Source organism: Kocuria sediminis (assembly GCF_009735315.1).
Lineage (GTDB): Bacteria > Actinomycetota > Actinomycetes > Actinomycetales > Micrococcaceae > Kocuria > Kocuria turfanensis.
Genome location: NZ_WOGU01000001.1, coordinates 90,435 through 106,761 on the forward strand (window position 1 = coordinate 90,435; position 16,327 = coordinate 106,761).

18 protein-coding genes are annotated in these 16,327 nt (G+C 73.9%); 8 read left to right on the forward strand and 10 right to left on the reverse strand.

From position 1 onward, the window contains the following. Positions 1-129: 129 nt before the first annotated feature. Positions 130-1,116 carry a 2,3,4,5-tetrahydropyridine-2,6-dicarboxylate N-succinyltransferase gene (dapD, locus tag GMA12_RS00440; RefSeq protein WP_156266223.1) on the reverse strand — a complete coding sequence of 329 codons (987 nt, stop codon included), beginning with the start codon at positions 1,114-1,116 and terminating at the stop codon, positions 130-132. Positions 1,117-1,177: 61 nt separating this feature from the next. Here dapD and dapE point away from each other — a divergent pair, with 61 nt between their 5' ends. After that, a complete protein-coding gene (dapE, locus tag GMA12_RS00445) occupies positions 1,178-2,287 on the forward strand; it encodes a succinyl-diaminopimelate desuccinylase (protein WP_156266225.1) in 1,110 nt (369 codons plus the stop codon). A gap of 7 nt (positions 2,288-2,294) precedes the next feature. Here the strand turns inward: dapE and GMA12_RS00450 are convergent, their stop codons facing one another. From GMA12_RS00450 to GMA12_RS00465, 4 genes are all read right to left on the reverse strand, one after another. Next, positions 2,295-3,167, reverse strand: a complete 873-nt coding sequence (locus GMA12_RS00450) for an amino acid ABC transporter permease (protein WP_156266227.1) — start codon at positions 3,165-3,167, stop codon at positions 2,295-2,297. Further along, a complete protein-coding gene (locus GMA12_RS00455) occupies positions 3,167-3,853 on the reverse strand; it encodes an amino acid ABC transporter permease (RefSeq protein WP_162459275.1) in 687 nt (228 codons plus the stop codon). The genes GMA12_RS00450 and GMA12_RS00455 overlap by 1 nt, the downstream gene beginning before the upstream one ends. Positions 3,854-3,985: 132 nt before the next feature. Further along, the gene (locus GMA12_RS00460) at positions 3,986-4,837 is read right to left on the reverse strand and encodes a glutamate ABC transporter substrate-binding protein (RefSeq protein WP_156266229.1); all 852 of its coding nucleotides are present in this window, start codon (positions 4,835-4,837) and stop codon (positions 3,986-3,988) included. 55 nt (positions 4,838-4,892) lie between these two features. Continuing rightward, entirely contained in the window at positions 4,893-5,612 is a 720-nt protein-coding gene (locus GMA12_RS00465; RefSeq protein WP_170301014.1) for an amino acid ABC transporter ATP-binding protein, read from the reverse strand. Between the two features lie 216 nt (positions 5,613-5,828). On the opposite strand from GMA12_RS00465, the gene GMA12_RS19170 reads away from it, so the two are divergent. The 3 genes from GMA12_RS19170 to GMA12_RS00480 all read left to right on the forward strand — a co-directional run bounded on the left by GMA12_RS19170 (position 5,829) and on the right by GMA12_RS00480 (position 7,595). Next, on the forward strand, positions 5,829-6,134 hold the full coding sequence (locus GMA12_RS19170; RefSeq protein ID WP_206064615.1) for a DivIVA domain-containing protein: 306 nt from the start codon (positions 5,829-5,831) through the stop codon (positions 6,132-6,134). Next, entirely contained in the window at positions 6,131-7,315 is a 1,185-nt protein-coding gene (locus GMA12_RS00475; RefSeq protein WP_162459276.1) for a putative hexosyltransferase, read from the forward strand. The genes GMA12_RS19170 and GMA12_RS00475 overlap by 4 nt, the downstream gene beginning before the upstream one ends. A gap of 112 nt (positions 7,316-7,427) precedes the next feature. Next, on the forward strand, positions 7,428-7,595 hold the full coding sequence (locus GMA12_RS00480; protein ID WP_075872508.1) for a DUF3117 domain-containing protein: 168 nt from the start codon (positions 7,428-7,430) through the stop codon (positions 7,593-7,595). Positions 7,596-7,723: 128 nt separating this feature from the next. Here GMA12_RS00480 and GMA12_RS00485 read toward each other — a convergent pair whose 3' ends face one another. Beyond that, on the reverse strand, positions 7,724-8,356 hold the full coding sequence (locus GMA12_RS00485; RefSeq protein ID WP_062734861.1) for an O-methyltransferase: 633 nt from the start codon (positions 8,354-8,356) through the stop codon (positions 7,724-7,726). A 162-nt stretch (positions 8,357-8,518) separates the two neighbouring features. Here GMA12_RS00485 and GMA12_RS00490 point away from each other — a divergent pair, with 162 nt between their 5' ends. Both GMA12_RS00490 and GMA12_RS00495 read left to right on the forward strand, forming a co-directional pair. Further along, on the forward strand, positions 8,519-9,205 hold the full coding sequence (locus tag GMA12_RS00490; RefSeq protein ID WP_156266231.1) for a hypothetical protein: 687 nt from the start codon (positions 8,519-8,521) through the stop codon (positions 9,203-9,205). Between the two features lie 37 nt (positions 9,206-9,242). After that, positions 9,243-9,590, forward strand: coding sequence for a twin-arginine translocase TatA/TatE family subunit (locus GMA12_RS00495; RefSeq protein WP_162459277.1), 348 nt, complete (start codon positions 9,243-9,245; stop codon positions 9,588-9,590). Positions 9,591-9,654: 64 nt separating this feature from the next. Here GMA12_RS00495 and GMA12_RS00500 read toward each other — a convergent pair whose 3' ends face one another. From GMA12_RS00500 to GMA12_RS00510, 3 genes are read right to left on the reverse strand one after another with little or no spacing between them, the layout of a single operon-like run. Further along, complete coding sequence (locus tag GMA12_RS00500) at positions 9,655-10,842, reverse strand: Mrp/NBP35 family ATP-binding protein (RefSeq protein ID WP_162459278.1); 1,188 nt, start codon at positions 10,840-10,842, stop codon at positions 9,655-9,657. After that, positions 10,835-11,452, reverse strand: a complete 618-nt coding sequence (locus GMA12_RS00505) for a DUF1003 domain-containing protein (RefSeq protein ID WP_156266235.1) — start codon at positions 11,450-11,452, stop codon at positions 10,835-10,837. Before GMA12_RS00505 ends, GMA12_RS00500 begins: the two co-directional genes overlap by 8 nt. Further along, on the reverse strand, positions 11,445-12,746 hold the full coding sequence (locus GMA12_RS00510; RefSeq protein ID WP_162459279.1) for a magnesium transporter MgtE N-terminal domain-containing protein: 1,302 nt from the start codon (positions 12,744-12,746) through the stop codon (positions 11,445-11,447). The genes GMA12_RS00505 and GMA12_RS00510 overlap by 8 nt, the downstream gene beginning before the upstream one ends. Positions 12,747-12,832: 86 nt before the next feature. Between GMA12_RS00510 and GMA12_RS00515 the strand changes: the two genes are divergently transcribed. Continuing rightward, positions 12,833-13,741, forward strand: a complete 909-nt coding sequence (locus GMA12_RS00515) for a YflT domain-containing protein (protein WP_206064616.1) — start codon at positions 12,833-12,835, stop codon at positions 13,739-13,741. 70 nt (positions 13,742-13,811) lie between these two features. On the opposite strand, the gene GMA12_RS00520 is transcribed toward GMA12_RS00515, so the two are convergent. Next, the gene (locus GMA12_RS00520; RefSeq protein ID WP_156266237.1) at positions 13,812-15,386 is read right to left on the reverse strand and encodes an aminopeptidase P family protein; all 1,575 of its coding nucleotides are present in this window, start codon (positions 15,384-15,386) and stop codon (positions 13,812-13,814) included. A gap of 81 nt (positions 15,387-15,467) precedes the next feature. On the opposite strand from GMA12_RS00520, the gene GMA12_RS00525 reads away from it, so the two are divergent. Continuing rightward, positions 15,468-16,319, forward strand: coding sequence for a PHP domain-containing protein (locus GMA12_RS00525; RefSeq protein WP_162459280.1), 852 nt, complete (start codon positions 15,468-15,470; stop codon positions 16,317-16,319). The last annotated feature ends 8 nt before the right edge of the window (positions 16,320-16,327 follow it).

Consider the following 16,327-nt stretch of genomic DNA (forward strand, 5'->3'; position numbering starts at 1 on the left):
GAGGCGCGGCCGGGGCCGCAGGACCGGGCATCCGGTCCCGCGGCCCCGGCCGGCGGGAGCCCGTCCGGCGGGGGAGACCCTCCGGGGCGGGGGCTCAGCCGGGATGGGGGCTCAGCCGGGAGGGGGGGCTCAGTTGGCGTGCAGGGCCGCGTTGAGCTCCACGGTCCGCCCGGCGCGCGGGAGCACCTCGACCGCGCCGGTGAGCGAGTTGCGGCGGAACAGCAGGTTCGGGACGCCGGAGAGCTCCGAGGCCTTGGCCGTGGACTGCGCCCCGTCGGCGAGCACGCTCACCCGCGTGCCGGCGGTGACGTACAGGCCGGCCTCGACCACGCAGTCGTCGCCGAGGGAGATGCCCACGCCGGAGTTCGCCCCGAGGAGCACGCGCTCGCCCACGGTGATCCGCTCCTTGCCGCCGCCGGAGAGGGTGCCCATGATGGACGCGCCGCCGCCGATGTCCGTGGCGTCGCCCACGACCACGCCGGCGCTGATCCGGCCCTCGACCATGGACTGGCCAAGCGTGCCGGCGTTGAAGTTCACGAAGCCCTCGTGCATCACCGTGGTGCCGGGGGCCAGGTGGGCGCCGAGCCGGATCCGGTTGGCGTCGCCGATCCGCACGCCCGAGGGCACCACGTAGTCCACCATCCGCGGGAACTTGTCGACGCTGTGCACGGTCACGTGCCCGCCGGTGGCCTTCATCCGCAGCAGGGCGAGGGTGAGCTCCTCGGCGAGCACGGGGCCCCGGTCGGTCCAGGCGACGTTGGCGAGCAGGCCGAAGACCCCGTCGAGGTTCACGGTGTTGGGCCGCACGAGGCGGTGGGAGAGCAGGTGCAGGCGCAGGTACGCGTCGGCGGCGTCGACGGGGGCGGCGTCGAGGTCGACGACCGTCTCGACGATCTCGCTGCGGATGTTGCGGTCCGGGTCGGCGGTGGCCGCCAGCCGCAGATCGGCGTCGAGGGAGGTGTCGACGGCGTCGGACAGGGCCGGGGAGGGGTACCAGACGTCGAGGACGGTGCCCTCCTGGGGGCCGGAGGCCACGACGGTGGCCAGGCCCAGCCCGGAGGCGGGACGACCGGGGGCCGGACGGCCGGCGGCGGGACGAGAGGTGGGAGAAGTCATGGCGTCCATCCTACGGGGGAGGCCGCGGCCGGGCCGATCCGGGCCCGGGACCCCCGCCGCTATGCTGGCAGCCATGATCGCACCCGACCTCGACCTCGCCGCGGACCCTGCCGAGCTCACCGCCGCCCTCATCGACCTGGAGTCCGTCTCCGGCGGGGAGGGGCCCATCGCCGACGCCGTCGAGGCCGCGCTGCGCCGGCTCCCGCACCTCACCGTGCACCGGGACGGGGACGCCGTGGTCGCCCGCACCGAGCTGGGCCGGGGCGAGCGGGTGGTGCTCGCCGGGCACCTCGACACCGTGCCCCTGCCCGCCGTGCCCGGCGCCCGCGGCACCGTGCCCTCGTCGTGGGAGGAGGCCGACGGCCACCGGATGCTCTACGGCCGCGGGGCCACCGACATGAAGGGCGGCGTGGCCGTCCAGCTCGCCCTCGCGGCGGCGCTGACCGAGCCGAACCGGGACGTCAGCTACGTCTTCTACGACCACGAGGAGGTCGACGCCGCGGCCAGCGGTCTGGGACGGCTGCAGCGCAACGCCCCGGAGCTGCTCGAGGCGGACTTCGCGGTGCTGCTCGAGCCCACGGACGGGACGGTGGAGGGCGGGTGCAACGGCACGATGCGCTTCCGGATCACCACCACCGGGCGGGCGGCCCACTCGGGGCGGTCCTGGATCGGGGAGAACGCCATCCACAAGCTGGCCGACGTCCTGGCCCGCCTGGCCGCCTACACCCCGCGGACGATCACCGTGGAGGGCCTCGACTACCGGGAGGGCCTCAACGCGATCGGGATCGGCGGCGGCGTGGCCGGCAACGTCGTCCCGGACACCGCCCACGTGGAGGTCAACTACCGCTTCGCCCCGGACAAGACCCCGCAGGAGGCCGTCGCCCACGTCCGGGAGGTCTTCGCCGGCTACGAGCTGGAGTTCACCGACCTCTCGGCCGCGGCCCGCCCCGGCCTGGACCGCCCCGCCGCCGCGGCGTTCGTGGCCGCGGTGGGCCAGGAGCCGAAGCCGAAGTACGGCTGGACCGACGTGGCCCGCTTCTCGGAGATGGGCGTGCCGGCGGTGAACTTCGGTCCCGGGGACGCCCTGCTCGCCCACACCGACGACGAGCACGTGAGCGCCGAGGCCGTGCGGGAGTGCTACCGGGCCCTCGCCGCCTGGCTCACCGACTGAGCCGCGCTCAGACGGTGGCCTCCTCGGCGGCGAGGGGGCCCTCGGCCGGCTTGGTGGAGCCGCCCGTGCGGTAGCTGAGGAACCGGGAGAGCCACGCGGCCAGCAGCGTCAGCAGGTAGTTGATCAGCACGAAGACCAGCGCCACGACGAACAGCGTCTGGAGGATGTTGCCGTCCCCGGAGCCCAGGCGCCGCCCGCTGGCGAGCAGCTCCGGGTAGGTGATGATGTAGCCCAGGGCCGTGTCCTTGAGGATGACCACGAACTGGCTGACCAGCGAGGGCAGCATGGCCGTCAGCGCCTGGGGGAGCTCGATCAGGCGCAGCGAGCGGGACGGCGTGAGCCCGATGACGAGCCCGGCCTCCCGCTGCCCCTTGGGCAGCTGGTGGACGCCGGAGCGGATCAGCTCGGCGATCACGGACCCGTTGTAGAACATCAGCCCGAGGACCACCGCCCAGAAGGGGACGTTCGACGGCTCGACCAGCCCGGCCCGCCCGATGCCCAGGTAGAAGAAGATCATCATCACGAGCACCGGGACGGCGCGGAAGAACTCCACGACCACGGTGCAGACCCCCCGGACGGGCGCGAGCTGGGAGAGCCGGCCGAGCCCGAAGACCAGGCCGAAGGCGACGGAGAGCACCACGGCCAGCAGCGCGGCCCGGAGGGTGTCCCACAGCCCCGGGAGCAGGAAGTTCTCCCACGTGCGCGCGGACAGCAGGGGGCTCCACTTCGCGGCGTCGAGCTGGCCCTTCTCGGCCAGCTCGCCCAGCACGATCCAGGCGAGGGCCGCCGCGAGCAGCACGCCGAGCACGTTGAGCGCCGCGCTGATCCGCCGGCCGCGGGGTCCTTGGACGTCGAAGAGGACGTTCTGGGTCTTGGCCATCAGCGCTTCACCGCCAGTTTCCGGGAGGCCCAGGTGGTGAGCAGGCCCACCGGGACCACGATGAGGACGAAGCCGAGGGCGACCACCAGGAAGATCGCGATGATCACGTCCGGGCGGAACTCGATCATGGTCTTCATGAGCGAGGAGATCTCGGTGACCGACGCGGCCGCGGCCACCGTCGTGTTCTTCGTCAGGGCGATCAGGGTGTTGCCGAGCGGCGTGACGGCCCCCCGCAGCGCCTGCGGGAAGATGATCAGCCGGGCGGCGGGCAGGAAGGACAGGCCGATGGCCCGGGCGGCCTCGGCCTGGCCGACCGGGACGGTGTTGACCCCGGAGCGGATGGCCTCGCAGACGAAGGCCGCGTGGTAGAGGCTCAGGCCGATGACCGCCCAGTTGAAGAAGTTCTGGTCGAAGTCGCCGGAGAGGTTGATCCCCAGCTGGCTCCACACGCCCAGGACCAGGAAGACGAGGATGATGGTCAGTGGCGTGTTGCGGAACAGGTTCACGTACCCGGTGCCCAGCAGCCGCAGCGACGCGATGGGGGAGATGCGCATCAGCGCGATCAGCCCGCCGAGGACCGCCGAGCCGATCGCGGCCCAGAAGGTCAGCCGGAGGTTGACCCAGAAGGCGGCCAGGACGTCGTACTGCTCGAACAGGCTGGCGAAGTCTGCCAGGTAGTCGCTCACGGGAGCTCCCGGGGATCGGGGTGGTGCTGGGTCACGCGAGGGCCCTTCGTCGTGGATCGGTCGGTGTGCTGCGGGGGCGCCGGTCCCGGGGCCGGCCGGAACCGGCCGGCCCCGGGACCTACGCGTCCGTCGTCACTCGCCGCAGGGCTCGGGCTCCGGCGGGTTCAGCTCCGCGTTGTACGAGTAGTCGGCCCCCTCGGTGTTGGCGGTGACCGCCTCCTCCCAGGCGCCCTCGTCGATCATCTTGGTGATGGCCTCGTTGACGGCCTCGCACTGGTCGGAGCCCTGGGGCAGGCCCACGCCGTAGCGCTCCTCGGAGAAGGTGTTGCCCACCACCTTGAACTTGCCCTGGTTGGCCTCGGTCGCGGCCAGGCCCGCGAGGATGATGTCGTCCGTGGTCACGGCGTCCACCTGGCCGGACTCCAGCGCGGTGAGGCAGTCGGCGTAGCCGGGCTGCTCGACGAGGTTGGCGCCGGGCTGGTCCTCCTTGACCTTCTGCGCGGAGGTCGAGCCCGTCACCGAGCACAGGTTCTTGCCCTCGAGGTCGTCTGGGCCGGTGATCGAGGTGTCGTCCGTGCGGACCAGCAGGTCCTGGCCGGCCACGAAGTAGGGGCCGGCGAAGTCCACGGTCTGGTCGCGCTCCTCGGTGATCGAGTAGGTCGCGAAGATCATGTCGACCTGGTCGTTGGCGAGCATGTTCTCGCGGTTGGCGGAGGGGGACTCCACCCACTCGATCTGGTCCTCCGAGTAGCCGAGCTCGGTGGCGACGTACTTCGCGACGTCGACGTCGAAGCCGGTGTACTGGTCCCCGTCCCGGAAGCCGAGGCCCGGCTGGTCGTACTTGATGCCGATCCGGACGGACTCGCCGGACCCGCCGGTCTCCCCGCCGCCGGCCTGCTCCTCGCCGCCGCCGCCGCACGCGGTGAGGGTCAGGGCCGCGGCCGCGGCCATCGCGGCGAGTCCGAGGGGCTTGGTGTTGCGCATGGTCTGCTCCTTGCAGTCGAGGTGGTGACGTTCGGTCGGAGGGGCGGGTGGACGGTCAGTGGCCGAGGATCTTGCCCAGGAAGTCCTGGGCGCGCGCGGAGCGCGGATTGGTGAAGAACTCCTCGGGGGTGTTCTCCTCGACGATCTGCCCGTCGGCCATGAACACCACGCGGTCGGCGGCCTTGCGGGCGAAGCCCATCTCGTGGGTCACCACGATCATCGTCATGCCCTGCTTGGCCAGGGCGACCATGGTGTCGAGCACCTCGTTGATCATCTCGGGGTCGAGGGCGGAGGTCGGCTCGTCGAAGAGCATGACCTTCGGCTCCATGGCCAGGGCGCGGGCGATCGCCACGCGCTGCTGCTGGCCGCCGGAGAGCTGGGCCGGCAGCTTCTCGGCCTGGTTCGCCACGCCCACCCGGGTCAGCAGCTCCATCGCCTGCTTCTTCGCCTCGCCCGCCGAGCGGCCACGGACCTTCACGGGCCCGAGGGTCACGTTCTGCAGGACCGACTTGTGGGCGAAGAGGTTGAACGACTGGAAGACCATGCCCACGTCCGCGCGCAGCCTCGCGAGGGCCTTGCCCTCCTCGGGCAGCCGCTTGCCGTCGATGAGGATCTCCCCGTCGTCGATGCTCTCGAGCCGGTTGATCGCGCGGCACAGGGTCGACTTCCCGGACCCGGACGGGCCGATCACCACGACGACCTCGCCGCGGCGCACCTCCAGGTTGATGTCCCGGAGCACGTGGAGGTCCCCGAAGTGCTTGTTGACGTGCGACATGCGGACCAGGGCCTCGCCCGTGCCGGGCGCGGCGGCGGACGGTGCGGCGGCCGGCGGAGTGGCGTGTGACATACCGGAAAGATATCCCAGAATTCTTCCGTGTGATGGCGAACACGTTGCGAGCACGTTAAATGCGTACCGATCCGTAGGAATGTTTCGCGTCCGGGCGGTCGCCCGGCAGCCGGGCTCCGCGCGCCCGCCGCATAGCCTGGTGGCATGACCGAACTCTTCGTGGTGCTGACCGGCCTGGTGCTGCTGCTGACCCTCGTGGGCGTCGTCCTGCTCGGCCGCGAGCGGCTCTCCGGCTGGACCGCTCCCGCCCGGGACGGGATCCGCGCCGAGCGCGCCCCGGACGCCCCTCTCGTGCTGCCCGAGGTGATGACGCGGGAGGACGTCGGGCGGATCGCCTTCTCCATCCGGCGCCGCGGCTACGACCCCGGGGAGGTGCACGCCGTGCTCGAGCGCCTCGCCCGGCAGCTGCCGGCCCAGGACCCCGGACCCGGTCCGGCGCGGGGAGCGTGAGCTCCCGGCTGGCCGCCGCCCCCTGGTGGGCCCAGGCCGCGCTCGTCTGGGCGGCCTCCCGGGTGTGGGCGTGGGCCGTGTTCACCACGGTGGGGCGTCAGCAGGGCCCCGGCCCGTGGGGGGACGGCGCCCTGGGCTACCTCGCGTTCACCGGCATCTGGGACTCCGACTGGTACGAGCGGATCGCCCGGGAGGGCTACCCGGGATCCGTGCCGCGGGACGAGGCCGGGCGCGCCCAGGAGAACGCCTGGGCGTTCTACCCGGTCTTCCCGCTGCTCGTCCGGGCGGTGACCGGGCTCACCGGGGCCGGCTGGGACGCCGCGGCCTCGGCGGTGTCCCTGGCCGCGGGATTCGCGGCGGCGCTGCTCGTCCACCGGCTCTTCCTCCGGTTCGCGGCCCCGGACACGGCCCTGTGGGGGCTGGCGTTCGTGGCGTTCAACCCGGTGGCCCCGGTGCTGCAGGTGCCCTACGCCGAGTCGCTGCACCTGGCGCTGCTGGCCGGGGCCCTGCTGCTGGTCTCCCGGGGCCGTCACCTCGCGGCGGCGCCGGTGGTGCTCGTCATGTGCCTGACCCGTCCCGCGGGGGTGCCCTTCGCCGCCGCCCTCGGGATCACCTGGCTCGTGCGGACCGTGGCCCGGCGCCGGGCCGGGCAGCTGCGCCGGGCGGCAGACGCGTTCGACGGGCTGTTCGCCCTGGCGGTGTTCTCCTGCGCCGCCGCGCTGGCCTGGCCGGCGATCGCCTGGTGGGCCACGGGGGAGCCGACGGCGTACACCGAGACGGAGACGGTCTGGCGGGGCGGAGGACTGGTGCCGGTGGTCCCGTGGTTCGACGCCGGGACGGACCTCCTCGGCCCGGTCGCCGGACTCGTGGCCCCGGCGCTGCTGGTGGCGGGCGGTGTCCTGGTGCTGCGCTCGCAGGTGGTGCGCGAGCGGCTGGACCTGCTCACCCGGGTGTGGCTGGCGAGCTACGCCGTCTACCTGCTGCTGTTCCTGCACCCGCAGACCAGCACCTTCCGGCTGCTGCTGCCGCTGTTCCCGCTCGCCCTGCCGCTGGCCGCGGTCTCGGACTCTCGCGCCTACCGGGTTGCGTGCGTGCTCTTCGGCGCCCTGCTTCAGCTGGTCTGGGTGGGCTGGCTGTGGCACTGGAAGCAGCTGCCCGGGGGCGGGGACTACCCGCCGTGAGCCGGTCCGGGGTGGCGCCGACGCGCGCCGCCCCGGTCCCGTGCCGTCCGGGTCCACTGCGACGGCTCGGATAGGATGGGAACAACACCAACTGAGGAAGAGGAGTTCCCACATGGCGGCCATGAAGCCGAGAACCGGTGACGGACCGATGGAGGTCACCAAGGAGGGGCGCAGCCTCATCATGCGCGTGCCGCTCGAGGGTGGCGGCCGGCTCGTGGTCGAGCTGAAGCCGGGCGAGGCCGCGGAGCTCAAGGAGTGCCTGGCCGGCGTGACCGAGTGACGGCCCGCCCGTGACGGCGGAGGGCCCGGCACCCCCTGGGGCCGGGCCCTCCGCCGTGCTGCCGACCCGTCCTGCGCGGTCCCGTCCGGTACGGTTCCTGACGGGGGAGCTCCCTTCCCGGGACCGGGTCAGCGGCGGACGGCGAGCAGCAGGCCCGAGCCGGTGGTGAGCAGCGCGGTGCTGAAGCGCTCGTCGTCCCGGAACAGCCGGTGCACGGCCCGCATGGTCCGGGTGTTCTCCTCGCGGTTGGCCGGCTGCGCCACCTTGTCCTGGTGCAGGGCGTCGTTGACCACCAGCATGCCGCCCGGGCGCAGCAGCCGCACCGCCTCCTCGGCGTAGTCGAGGGTCCCCTCGGAGTCCGCGTCGAGGAACACGAGGTCGTAGGCCCCGGCGCTGAGCCGGGGCATCACCAGGGAGGCGCGGCCGGGGATGGTGCGGGTCCGGCTCGTCGGCACCCCGGCCTCCCGGAACGTGTCCCGCGCCGCGCGCAGGGCCCGGATGTCGGTGTCGATGGTCGTCAGCACGGACGTGGCCGGCAGCCCGCGCAGCAGCGCGAGCCCGGAGACCCCCGCCCCGGTGCCCACCTCCACGACGGTGGCGGGCCGCGCCGACGCGGCGAGCACCGTCAGGGCGGCGGCCGTACCCGGGGTGACCGGCGGGATGCGCAGGGCGAGGGACCGCTCCCGGGCGCGGTAGGCGAGCTCGTCCTCCACGGCGAACGCCTCGGCGTACGACCAGCTCGTCGTCTTGTCCGCGCCCATGTTCCGCCCTTCGTCGCTGTGGTCAATGCGCGCCATCCTACCGGCTGGCTCCCCGCGCCCGGCCATCGTCCAGTCCGCGTCCAGCTTGCCCGCCGATCATGGGACCGACGCCGCGCCCCGCGCCCGGCCCCGCCCACCAAGCGCCCGCACGAAGGAGGCCCGATGCCCCGCCCGGACCGCGCCGCCCCGGTGCCGGCCCGTCCCCGCAGCAACGCGGTCCCGGTGGCCGCCGCGACCGTCAGCGCGGTGCTGACCCTGCTGCTGGGCTCGGGCTACGCGGTCGGGCGCTCCGTCGTGGCGGAGTCGGCGCACTCCGCGGGCACCGCGGAGCAGGCCCCGGTCTCGGCGTGGCGCGGCACCGGCGGGGTCCTGCACGCGGACGAGGCGTCCGCGGACCGCTGGCGCGCGGAGGGCTGGACGCTGCCCACCCTCGCCTCGGACGGCTACCAGGTGCTCTCCATGTCCCGCGACACCCGCTCCGGCCACCCGGTCGTCGAGGTGCGGCTGCAGCGCGGCGAGGAGGTCGTCGTCGTGGTCGAGCAGCGCGGCGGGACCGACCGGGAGAACCCGATGGACGGGATCACCGGGCTGCCCGTGAGCGCCGAGGGACTCCGGTCCTCCCCGGTCGAGGGCGTCCCGCTCTGGCTGGACGCCGGTCCGCCGTGGCGGGTGGTGCTCGTGGGGGAGGACGTGGTGTACACGGTCACCGGGGACAGCGGCCCGTCCGCGATGGCCCGCACCGTCCACCACGTCCTGGCCGACGAGCTCAGCCGGGTGGCCGAGCCGGCCGCGGACGACCCCGGCGTCGCCGAGACGGTGGCCGCCGGGCTGCGCCGGATCTTCGGCTGACCGGCCCGGCTCCCTCCGACTGGTAAAATTTCTTCCTGTGCTCGGCATCAACGGCGGCGAAGCGATCATCCTGGTGCTCCTTGCCCTGTTCATCATCGGGCCGGAGCGGCTGCCGGAGTACGCGGAGAAGCTCAAGGACTTCGTCAAGGCGGCCAAGCGCTACGCCACCGGCGCCACGGAGGAGCTCAAGGAGACCCTCGGGCCCGAGATCGCCGACGTCGACTGGCGCCGGCTGGATCCCCGCCAGTACGACCCCCGCACCATCGTGCGCCAGGCGCTGCTGGAGGAGGACGAGCCCGCCCGGCCCGCCCCGCAGCGCCCCCGGCCCTCGACGACCCGGCTGGCGCCCGGGGAGCGGGCCCCCTTCGACACCGAGGCGACCTGAGCCGCCCGTCCGGGAGGACCGGCCACAGCCGACCGGCCGGCAAGGAGCGGCCGGTGCGGCCCGGTCAGCGGGGGCCGAGGCCCAGCGGCCGGCCGGCCAGCCCGAGCGGCCGGGAGCCCAGCGCGTCGGCCACCGAGCGCAGCGCCGCCGCCGCGGGCGAGTCCGGGGCCGACCACACCACCGGCCGGCCCGTGTCCCCGCCCTCCCGGAGGGCGACGTCGAGGGGCACGCCCCCGAGCAGCGGCACCTCGTAGCCGAGCCGGCGGGTCAGCGACTCCGCGATCCGGGCGCCGCCCCCGGCCCCGAAGAGCTCGAGCACGCTGCCGTCCGGCATGGGCATGCCCGCCATGTTCTCGATCACCCCGGCCACCGTCTGCCCGGTCTGCACGGCCAGTGCACCGGAGCGCTCGGCGACCTCGACCGCGGCCTGCTGGGGGGTGGAGACGACCAGCACCTCGGCGGTGGGCAGCAGCTGGGCCACGGAGATCGCGACGTCCCCGGTGCCCGGCGGGAGGTCGAGGAAGAGGTGGTCCAGGTCCCCGAAGTGCACGTCCGTGAGGAACTGCTCGACCGCCCGGTGCAGCATCGGCCCGCGCCAGGCGACCGGCTGGTCCGGGTCCACGAACATCCCGATCGAGATGACCTTGAGCACCCCGGCGCGGCCGGTGTCCTGCCGGGCGGCCGCGGGGACCTCCACCACCGGGGGCAGGATCATGTCCCCCACCTGGGTGGGGGACCTGTCGATGCCCAGCAGACCCGGGACGGAGAAGCCGTGGACGTCCGCGTCCACGATCCCCACGGACCGGCCCCGGGCGGCCAGCGCGGCGGCGAGGTTCACGGTGACGGTCGACTTGCCCACCCCGCCCTTGCCGCTGGTCACGGCGTGCACCCGGGTCAGGGAGGACGCGTCGTTGAAGGGCACGGTCCGGGTGTGGCCCACCCGCTGCTTGAGCGCGGCGCGCTGCTCGGGCGTCATCACCCCGACCTCCACGGCCACGGAGCGCACCCCCTGCACGGTCGACACGGCCTCCCGGACGTCGTGCTCGATGGTCGAGCGCAGGGGGCAGCCGCTGATCGTCAGCAGCACGTGCACCGCGGCGCGGCCGGCGTCGTCGAGGACGGCGGAGCGGATCATGCCGAGCTCGGTCACGGGCCGGCGCAGCTCGGGGTCGAGCACGCGGTCCAGCGCCGCGCGCAGCGCGGGGTGCAGGTCCTCGGGGGCGAGGACGTCGTCGGCACGGGGGTCAGACACGGGGGATTCCTCTGGTCTCGGGGGCGGCGGGGCGGTCGAGGCTCCTGCTCCGGCGGCGGGGGCTCTTGCGCGGGTGGGCGGCCGGCTCGTCGGCGTCCGGGGCCTCCTCCTGCGCCTCGAGGAGGTCCTCGAGCACCGAGCGCAGCTCGGAGCGGACGAAGTCGCGGGTGGCGACCTCGCGCAGCGCGATCCGCAGCGACGCGATCTCCCGGGTCAGGTACTCGGTGTCGGCGAGGTTCTGCTGCGCCCGGCGCCGGTCCTCCTCCTGGGTCACCCGGTCCCGGTCGTCCTGCCGGTTCTGCGCCAGCAGCAGCAGGGGCGCGGCGTAGGAGGCCTGCAGGGAGAGCATCAGCGTCAGCAGCGTGAAGTTCAGGGCCCGGGAGTCGAACTGCAGCTCCCGCGGGGCGAGGGTGTTCCAGCCCAGCCACAGCGTCACCAGCACCGTCATCCAGAACAGGAACTGGGGCGTGCCCATGAAGCGGGCGAAGCCCTCCGTCCACTTGCCGAACGCGTCCGGGTTCGGCCGGAACCGGTCCAGCAGGCCGGGGCGGTGCTCCCGCGGCTGGTCCAGGGCGTTGACGCGGGCGCGCCGGGCCTCCCGCTCACTCATACCGCTTGCCCACCTTCCGGATCGGGGTGCCGTCGTCGGCGGTGCGCCAGTCCTCGGGCAGCAGGGCGTCGAGGACGTCGTCGATCGTGATCGCCCCGACCACCCGGTCGTGGTCGTTGACCACGGGGATGATGGTGAGGTCGTAGGTCGCCAGCTCGCGGGCGACGTCCTGGAGGGACGCGAGGTCGGAGACCGGCTCGAGCGAGCGGTCGATGAGGTTGCCCACGGCCTCGGGGGGCGGGTAGCGCAGGAGCTTCTGGGTGTGCACCATGCCCAGGTACTTGCCGGTGGGGGTCTCCAGCGGCGGGCGGGAGACGATCACGGCCGCGGCGACGGCGGGGCTGACCTCCTCCTGCCGGATGTGCGCGAGGGCCTCGGCGACCGTGGCCTCCGGCGGCAGGATGATCGGCACGGGGGTCATCAGCGAGCCGGCCGTGCCCTCCTCGTACTCCAGCAGGCGCCGGACGTCCTCGGCGTCCTCGGGCTGCATGAGGGCGAGCAGCTCCTCGGCCTGGGCGTCGGGCAGCTCGTTGAGCAGGTCGGCGGCGTCGTCGGGCTCCATCTCCTCGAGCACCGTGGCCGCGCGGTCGCGCGCCATATTGGTGAGGATGTAGACCTGGTCCTCCTCCGGGAGCTCCTCCAGGACGTCGGCGAGCCGGTCGTCCTGGAGCTCGTGGGCGATCTCGAGCATGCGCTTGGCCGACATGTCGTGGATCTCGTCGGCGAGGTCGGCGGGCTGCTGCTCCTCGTGGGAGGCGACCCACTGGGTGGCCGGCTGGTGGCCCGCGGCGGAGGGGTCCCCGGCGTCCTCCCAGTCGATGATCAGCGTCTCGTTGCGCCGGCGCATCAGGCCCCCGCCGGTGCCGGTGCGGCGGACGAAGAGCTGGGTGATCAGCCAGTCGCCGGTGTTGCGCTTGCGCTCCATGGCCATGTCCTCGACCGTGGCCTCCCCGGAGCCGTCGCGCAGCACCACGGTGCGGTCGAAGACCTCGCCGACGGCCAGGGTCTCCGCGCCGCGCTGCTCGAAGCGGCGCAGGTTGACGAGCCCCGTGCTGATGATCTTGTCGGCGTCGATGCTGGTCACCCGGGTCATGGGCACGAACACGCGCTTCTTGCCGAGGACCTCCACCACCAGGCCCACCACGAGCGGGCGGCGGGAGGAGCGACCGTACCGGGAGCTGCCGCGCATCAGCACGACGACGTCGCGCAGCCGCCCCAGACGGTCCCCCAGGGGGTCGAACACGTCGAGGCCGATCAGGCGCGCGATGAAGATCTTGTCGATGTTGCTGCTCACCGTACAAGACTACCCACCGGGCCCACGGGGCCCGATCCGGCCGGGGGAGGGCCCGGAGGGCGCCGGGCATGGGGGAGAATGGGGCCATGAGCACGCCACGGTCCCTGCCCCCCGCCAGCCCCGCCGTCCGCGGCCTGCCCCGCGGGGAGGTGATCGGCCGCTACGGCACGTACGCCGACGCCCAGAAGGCCGTGGACCACCTCGCGGACGAGCAGTTCGAGGTGGACCGGATCGCGATCGTCGGCAACGACCTGAAGTCCGTGGAGCAGGTGACCGGCCGGCTGAGCTACCCGAAGGTCGCCGGTCAGGGCGCGCTCAACGGCATGGTCTTCGGCGCCTTCCTCGGGATGATCCTCTCCCTGCTGGCCGGCGGCGAGTGGGTGTCCTCCCTGCTGGTGTCGGTGCTGCTCGGCGGGGCGTTCTGGATGCTGCTGGCCACGGTGACCTACGCGATGCAGCGCGGCAAGCGGGACTTCACCTCCACCAACCAGATCGTCGCCACCTCCTACGACGTCGTGGCCGCCCCGGAGGTGGCCCAGCGCGCCCGGCAGGTGCTGCAGGGGCTGCGCGGGCTGCAGAGCCTGCCGCTCGGCGGGTCCTTCCGGCCCGGCCCCGCGCAGGGCCCGGCGCACGGCCAGGGCCCGGCGCACGGCCAGAACCCGCCGGGGGCCCCGTGGCAGCGCCCGGCCTACGGCGCCCCGGCCGGTCAGGGCTCCGGGCCGCAGACCCCCGGGCAGCAGGGCCCCGCGCCGCAGGGTCCCGCACCGCAGGGCCCGGCGGGTCCGGCCCCCGCGCAGCGGCCCGAGGAGCCGGTGCCCGGGCGCTCCGCCGGCTTCGAGGACCTCCCCGACGGGCGGCCCCAGTACGGCATCCGCCTCCCGGCCGGGGAGCAGGCCCGCCGCGACGCCGGACCGGCCGAGCACGGGGCCGCCCCGGAGAGCGGCCCGGGCGAGCCGCCCACCGGCGGGAGCACGTCGGCCGGCGCCTCCCGCTGACGGGCGGGGGGCCCGCCGGTGGGCCCCGCCGCCGGCGGGGCGGGTCCCTCCTGCCGCCGGAGCGCGCGGCTCAGCTGGGGTCGACGCCCTCCCGGGCGTGCCACAGGCCCGTCATCCAGGCCTCGACCTCGTCCGGGGTGCGCGGCAGCCCCGAGGAGAGGTTGACGTTGCCGTCCTCGGTGATCAGCACGTCGTCCTCGATCCGCACGCCGATGCCCCGGTACTCCTCCGGCACGGCGAGGTCCTCGGCCTTGAAGTAGAGGCCCGGCTCGATCGTGAACACCATCCCCGGCTCGATCACGCCGTCCACGTACAGCTCCCGCTTGGCCTGCGCGCAGTCGTGCACGTCCAGGCCCAGGTGGTGGCTGGTGCCGTGGGGCATCCAGCGCCGGTGGTGCTGGCCCTCCGCGGACAGCGAGACCTCCGCGGGCACGGGGAGCAGCCCCCAGCTCTCGAGCCGGCGGGCGAGCACCTCCATGGCAGCGGCGTGCACGTCCCGGAAGCGGTTGCCGGGCACCGCGGCGTCGAACGCGGCGTCGGCGGCGTCCAGGACCGCCTGGTAGATCCGCCGCTGGACGTCGGTGTAGCGACCGTTCACCGGCAGGGTGCGGGTGATGTCGGCGGTGTAGAGCGAGTCGGCCTCCACGCCGGCGTCCACGAGGATCAGCTCCCCGGGGATCACCCGGCCGGTGTTGCGGATCCAGTGCAGGACGGTGGCGTTGTTGCCGCACGCCGCGATGGTGTCGTAGCCGAGGTCGTTGCCCTCGGTCCGGGCGCGGGCGAAGAACGCGCCCTCGACCATCCGCTCGCCGCGGTGGCGGTGGCCGGCGGCCGCGGGGAGCACGTGCACGATGTCGGTGAACCCGGCGATCGTCGCGTGCACGGCCTCGCGCAGCTGCTCCACCTCGTGCTCGTCCTTGACGAGGCGCAGCTCCGAGAGCGCCTCGGTGAGCTCGCCGTCGAGGGCGTCCGAGCTCTCCAGCTCCACGCCGGTGTTGATCCGGGAGGTGTCGACCAGGGCGTCGACGTTGAGGTCGACCTCGCGCACCAGGCGGATCCGCACCCCGCCCAGGGCCGCCGGCCCCGCGTTCTTGGTGATGGCGTCCTCGAGCCCGCCCAGGTCCCGGGTGCGCAGCCCGTAGGCGGTGCCCAGCTCCTCCAGGGTCGGGCGGGGCCCCACCCAGAACTCGCCGTTCTTGGCGTCGGCGTAGAACTCCTTGGAGTCGCGCCCGGCCATCGGGTGGAAGTACAGGGTGGCCTCGTGCCCGCCGCCGTCGTCGCCGCGGCCCTCCGCCACGGGCTCGAGCACCAGGACGGCGTCCGGCTCGTGGTCCACCCCCAGGCCCGTGAGGTGGGCGAAGGCGGAGTGCGGGCGGAAGCGGTAGTCCGTGTCGTTGGAGCGGACCTTCAGGGGCCCGGCGGGCAGCACGAGCCGCTCGCCGGGGAACCGCTCGGAGATCCGCCGGCGGCGCCGGGCCGCGAAGTCGGCCACCGGCTCCCGGCGGATCTCGGCCGGCTCCGGGTCGGCCCACTGGGAGGCCATGAACTGCTGGAAGGCGGGGGAGTCGGGCCGCTGCGACCGGTTCTCGACCCGGTCGGAGAGCGGCTGGTCGGCGTCCTGGGGTGTGCTGCTGTGCTCTGTCATGGTTCCTTTCCTCGTCTCGTCCGTCTCATCGTGCCACGGCGGGCCGCGGGCCGTCCCGGCCGGGACCGGTATCGTGGAGGGGTGAAGATCGACCTGCACACCCACTCGGCGGAATCCGACGGCACGGAGCGCCCGGCGGACGTCGCCCGCGCCGCCCACGCGGCGGGGCTGGACGTGTTCGCGCTGACCGACCACGACACCACCTCCGGGTGGCAGGAGGCCGGGGACGCGGCGGTGGCCCTCGGGGTCGCCTTCGTGCCCGGCATGGAGATCTCCTGCACCACGGACACCGGGATCTCCGTGCACCTGCTGAGCTACCTGCACGATCCCGCGGACCCGGCGCTGCTGGCCGAGGTCGAGTCCTCCCGCGGCTCCCGGCGCACCCGGGCCCAGCGCATGGTCGAGCTGCTCTCGGAGGACTACCCCATCGACTGGGACGTGGTGCTGGACCACGTCCACGAGGACGCCACGGTGGGCCGCCCGCACATCGCCGACGCCCTGGTCACCGCCGGGGTCGTGGAGGACCGCAGCGCAGCCTTCGCCTCGGTGCTGCACAGCCGCTCCCGCTACTACGTCCCGCACTACGCCCCGGACCCGGTGCACGCGGTGCGCCTGGTGCGCGCCGCCGGCGGGGTCCCGGTGTTCGCCCACCCGCTGGCGGCCGCCCGGGGCCGGGTGGTCGGCCCCGAGGTCTTCGAGGCCATGATCGACGCCGGCCTGGCCGGGCTGGAGGTCGCCCACCGGGACAACCCGGACGACGCCCGGGCGCGCCTGGTGCAGACGGCCTCCGAGCACGACCTGCTGGTGACGGGCTCGAGCGACTACCACGGCACCGGCAAGCCCAACCGCCTCGGGGAGAACCTGACGTCGGTGCAGTCGCTCGTGCGGATCGAGGAGCAGGCGACCTCCGGCGTGGTCGTCCGCTACCCCTGAGCCGCCCG

Bases quoted from the DNA above. Each gene is read 5' to 3' on its own strand.
- dapD (WP_156266223.1), bottom strand. From the start codon at position 1,116: ATGACTTCTCCCACCTCTCGTCCCGCCGCCGGCCGTCCGGCCCCCGGT.
- dapE (WP_156266225.1), top strand. From the start codon at position 1,178: ATGCTGGCAGCCATGATCGCACCCGACCTCGACCTCGCCGCGGACCCT.
- GMA12_RS00450 (WP_156266227.1), bottom strand. From the start codon at position 3,167: ATGGCCAAGACCCAGAACGTCCTCTTCGACGTCCAAGGACCCCGCGGC.
- GMA12_RS00460 (WP_156266229.1), bottom strand. From the start codon at position 4,837: ATGCGCAACACCAAGCCCCTCGGACTCGCCGCGATGGCCGCGGCCGCG.
- GMA12_RS00465 (WP_170301014.1), bottom strand. From the start codon at position 5,612: ATGTCGCACGTCAACAAGCACTTCGGGGACCTCCACGTGCTCCGGGAC.
- GMA12_RS19170 (WP_206064615.1), top strand. From the start codon at position 5,829: ATGACCGAACTCTTCGTGGTGCTGACCGGCCTGGTGCTGCTGCTGACC.
- GMA12_RS00480 (WP_075872508.1), top strand. From the start codon at position 7,428: ATGGCGGCCATGAAGCCGAGAACCGGTGACGGACCGATGGAGGTCACC.
- GMA12_RS00485 (WP_062734861.1), bottom strand. From the start codon at position 8,356: ATGGGCGCGGACAAGACGACGAGCTGGTCGTACGCCGAGGCGTTCGCC.
- GMA12_RS00490 (WP_156266231.1), top strand. From the start codon at position 8,519: ATGCCCCGCCCGGACCGCGCCGCCCCGGTGCCGGCCCGTCCCCGCAGC.
- GMA12_RS00505 (WP_156266235.1), bottom strand. From the start codon at position 11,452: ATGAGTGAGCGGGAGGCCCGGCGCGCCCGCGTCAACGCCCTGGACCAG.
- GMA12_RS00515 (WP_206064616.1), top strand. From the start codon at position 12,833: ATGAGCACGCCACGGTCCCTGCCCCCCGCCAGCCCCGCCGTCCGCGGC.
- GMA12_RS00520 (WP_156266237.1), bottom strand. From the start codon at position 15,386: ATGACAGAGCACAGCAGCACACCCCAGGACGCCGACCAGCCGCTCTCC.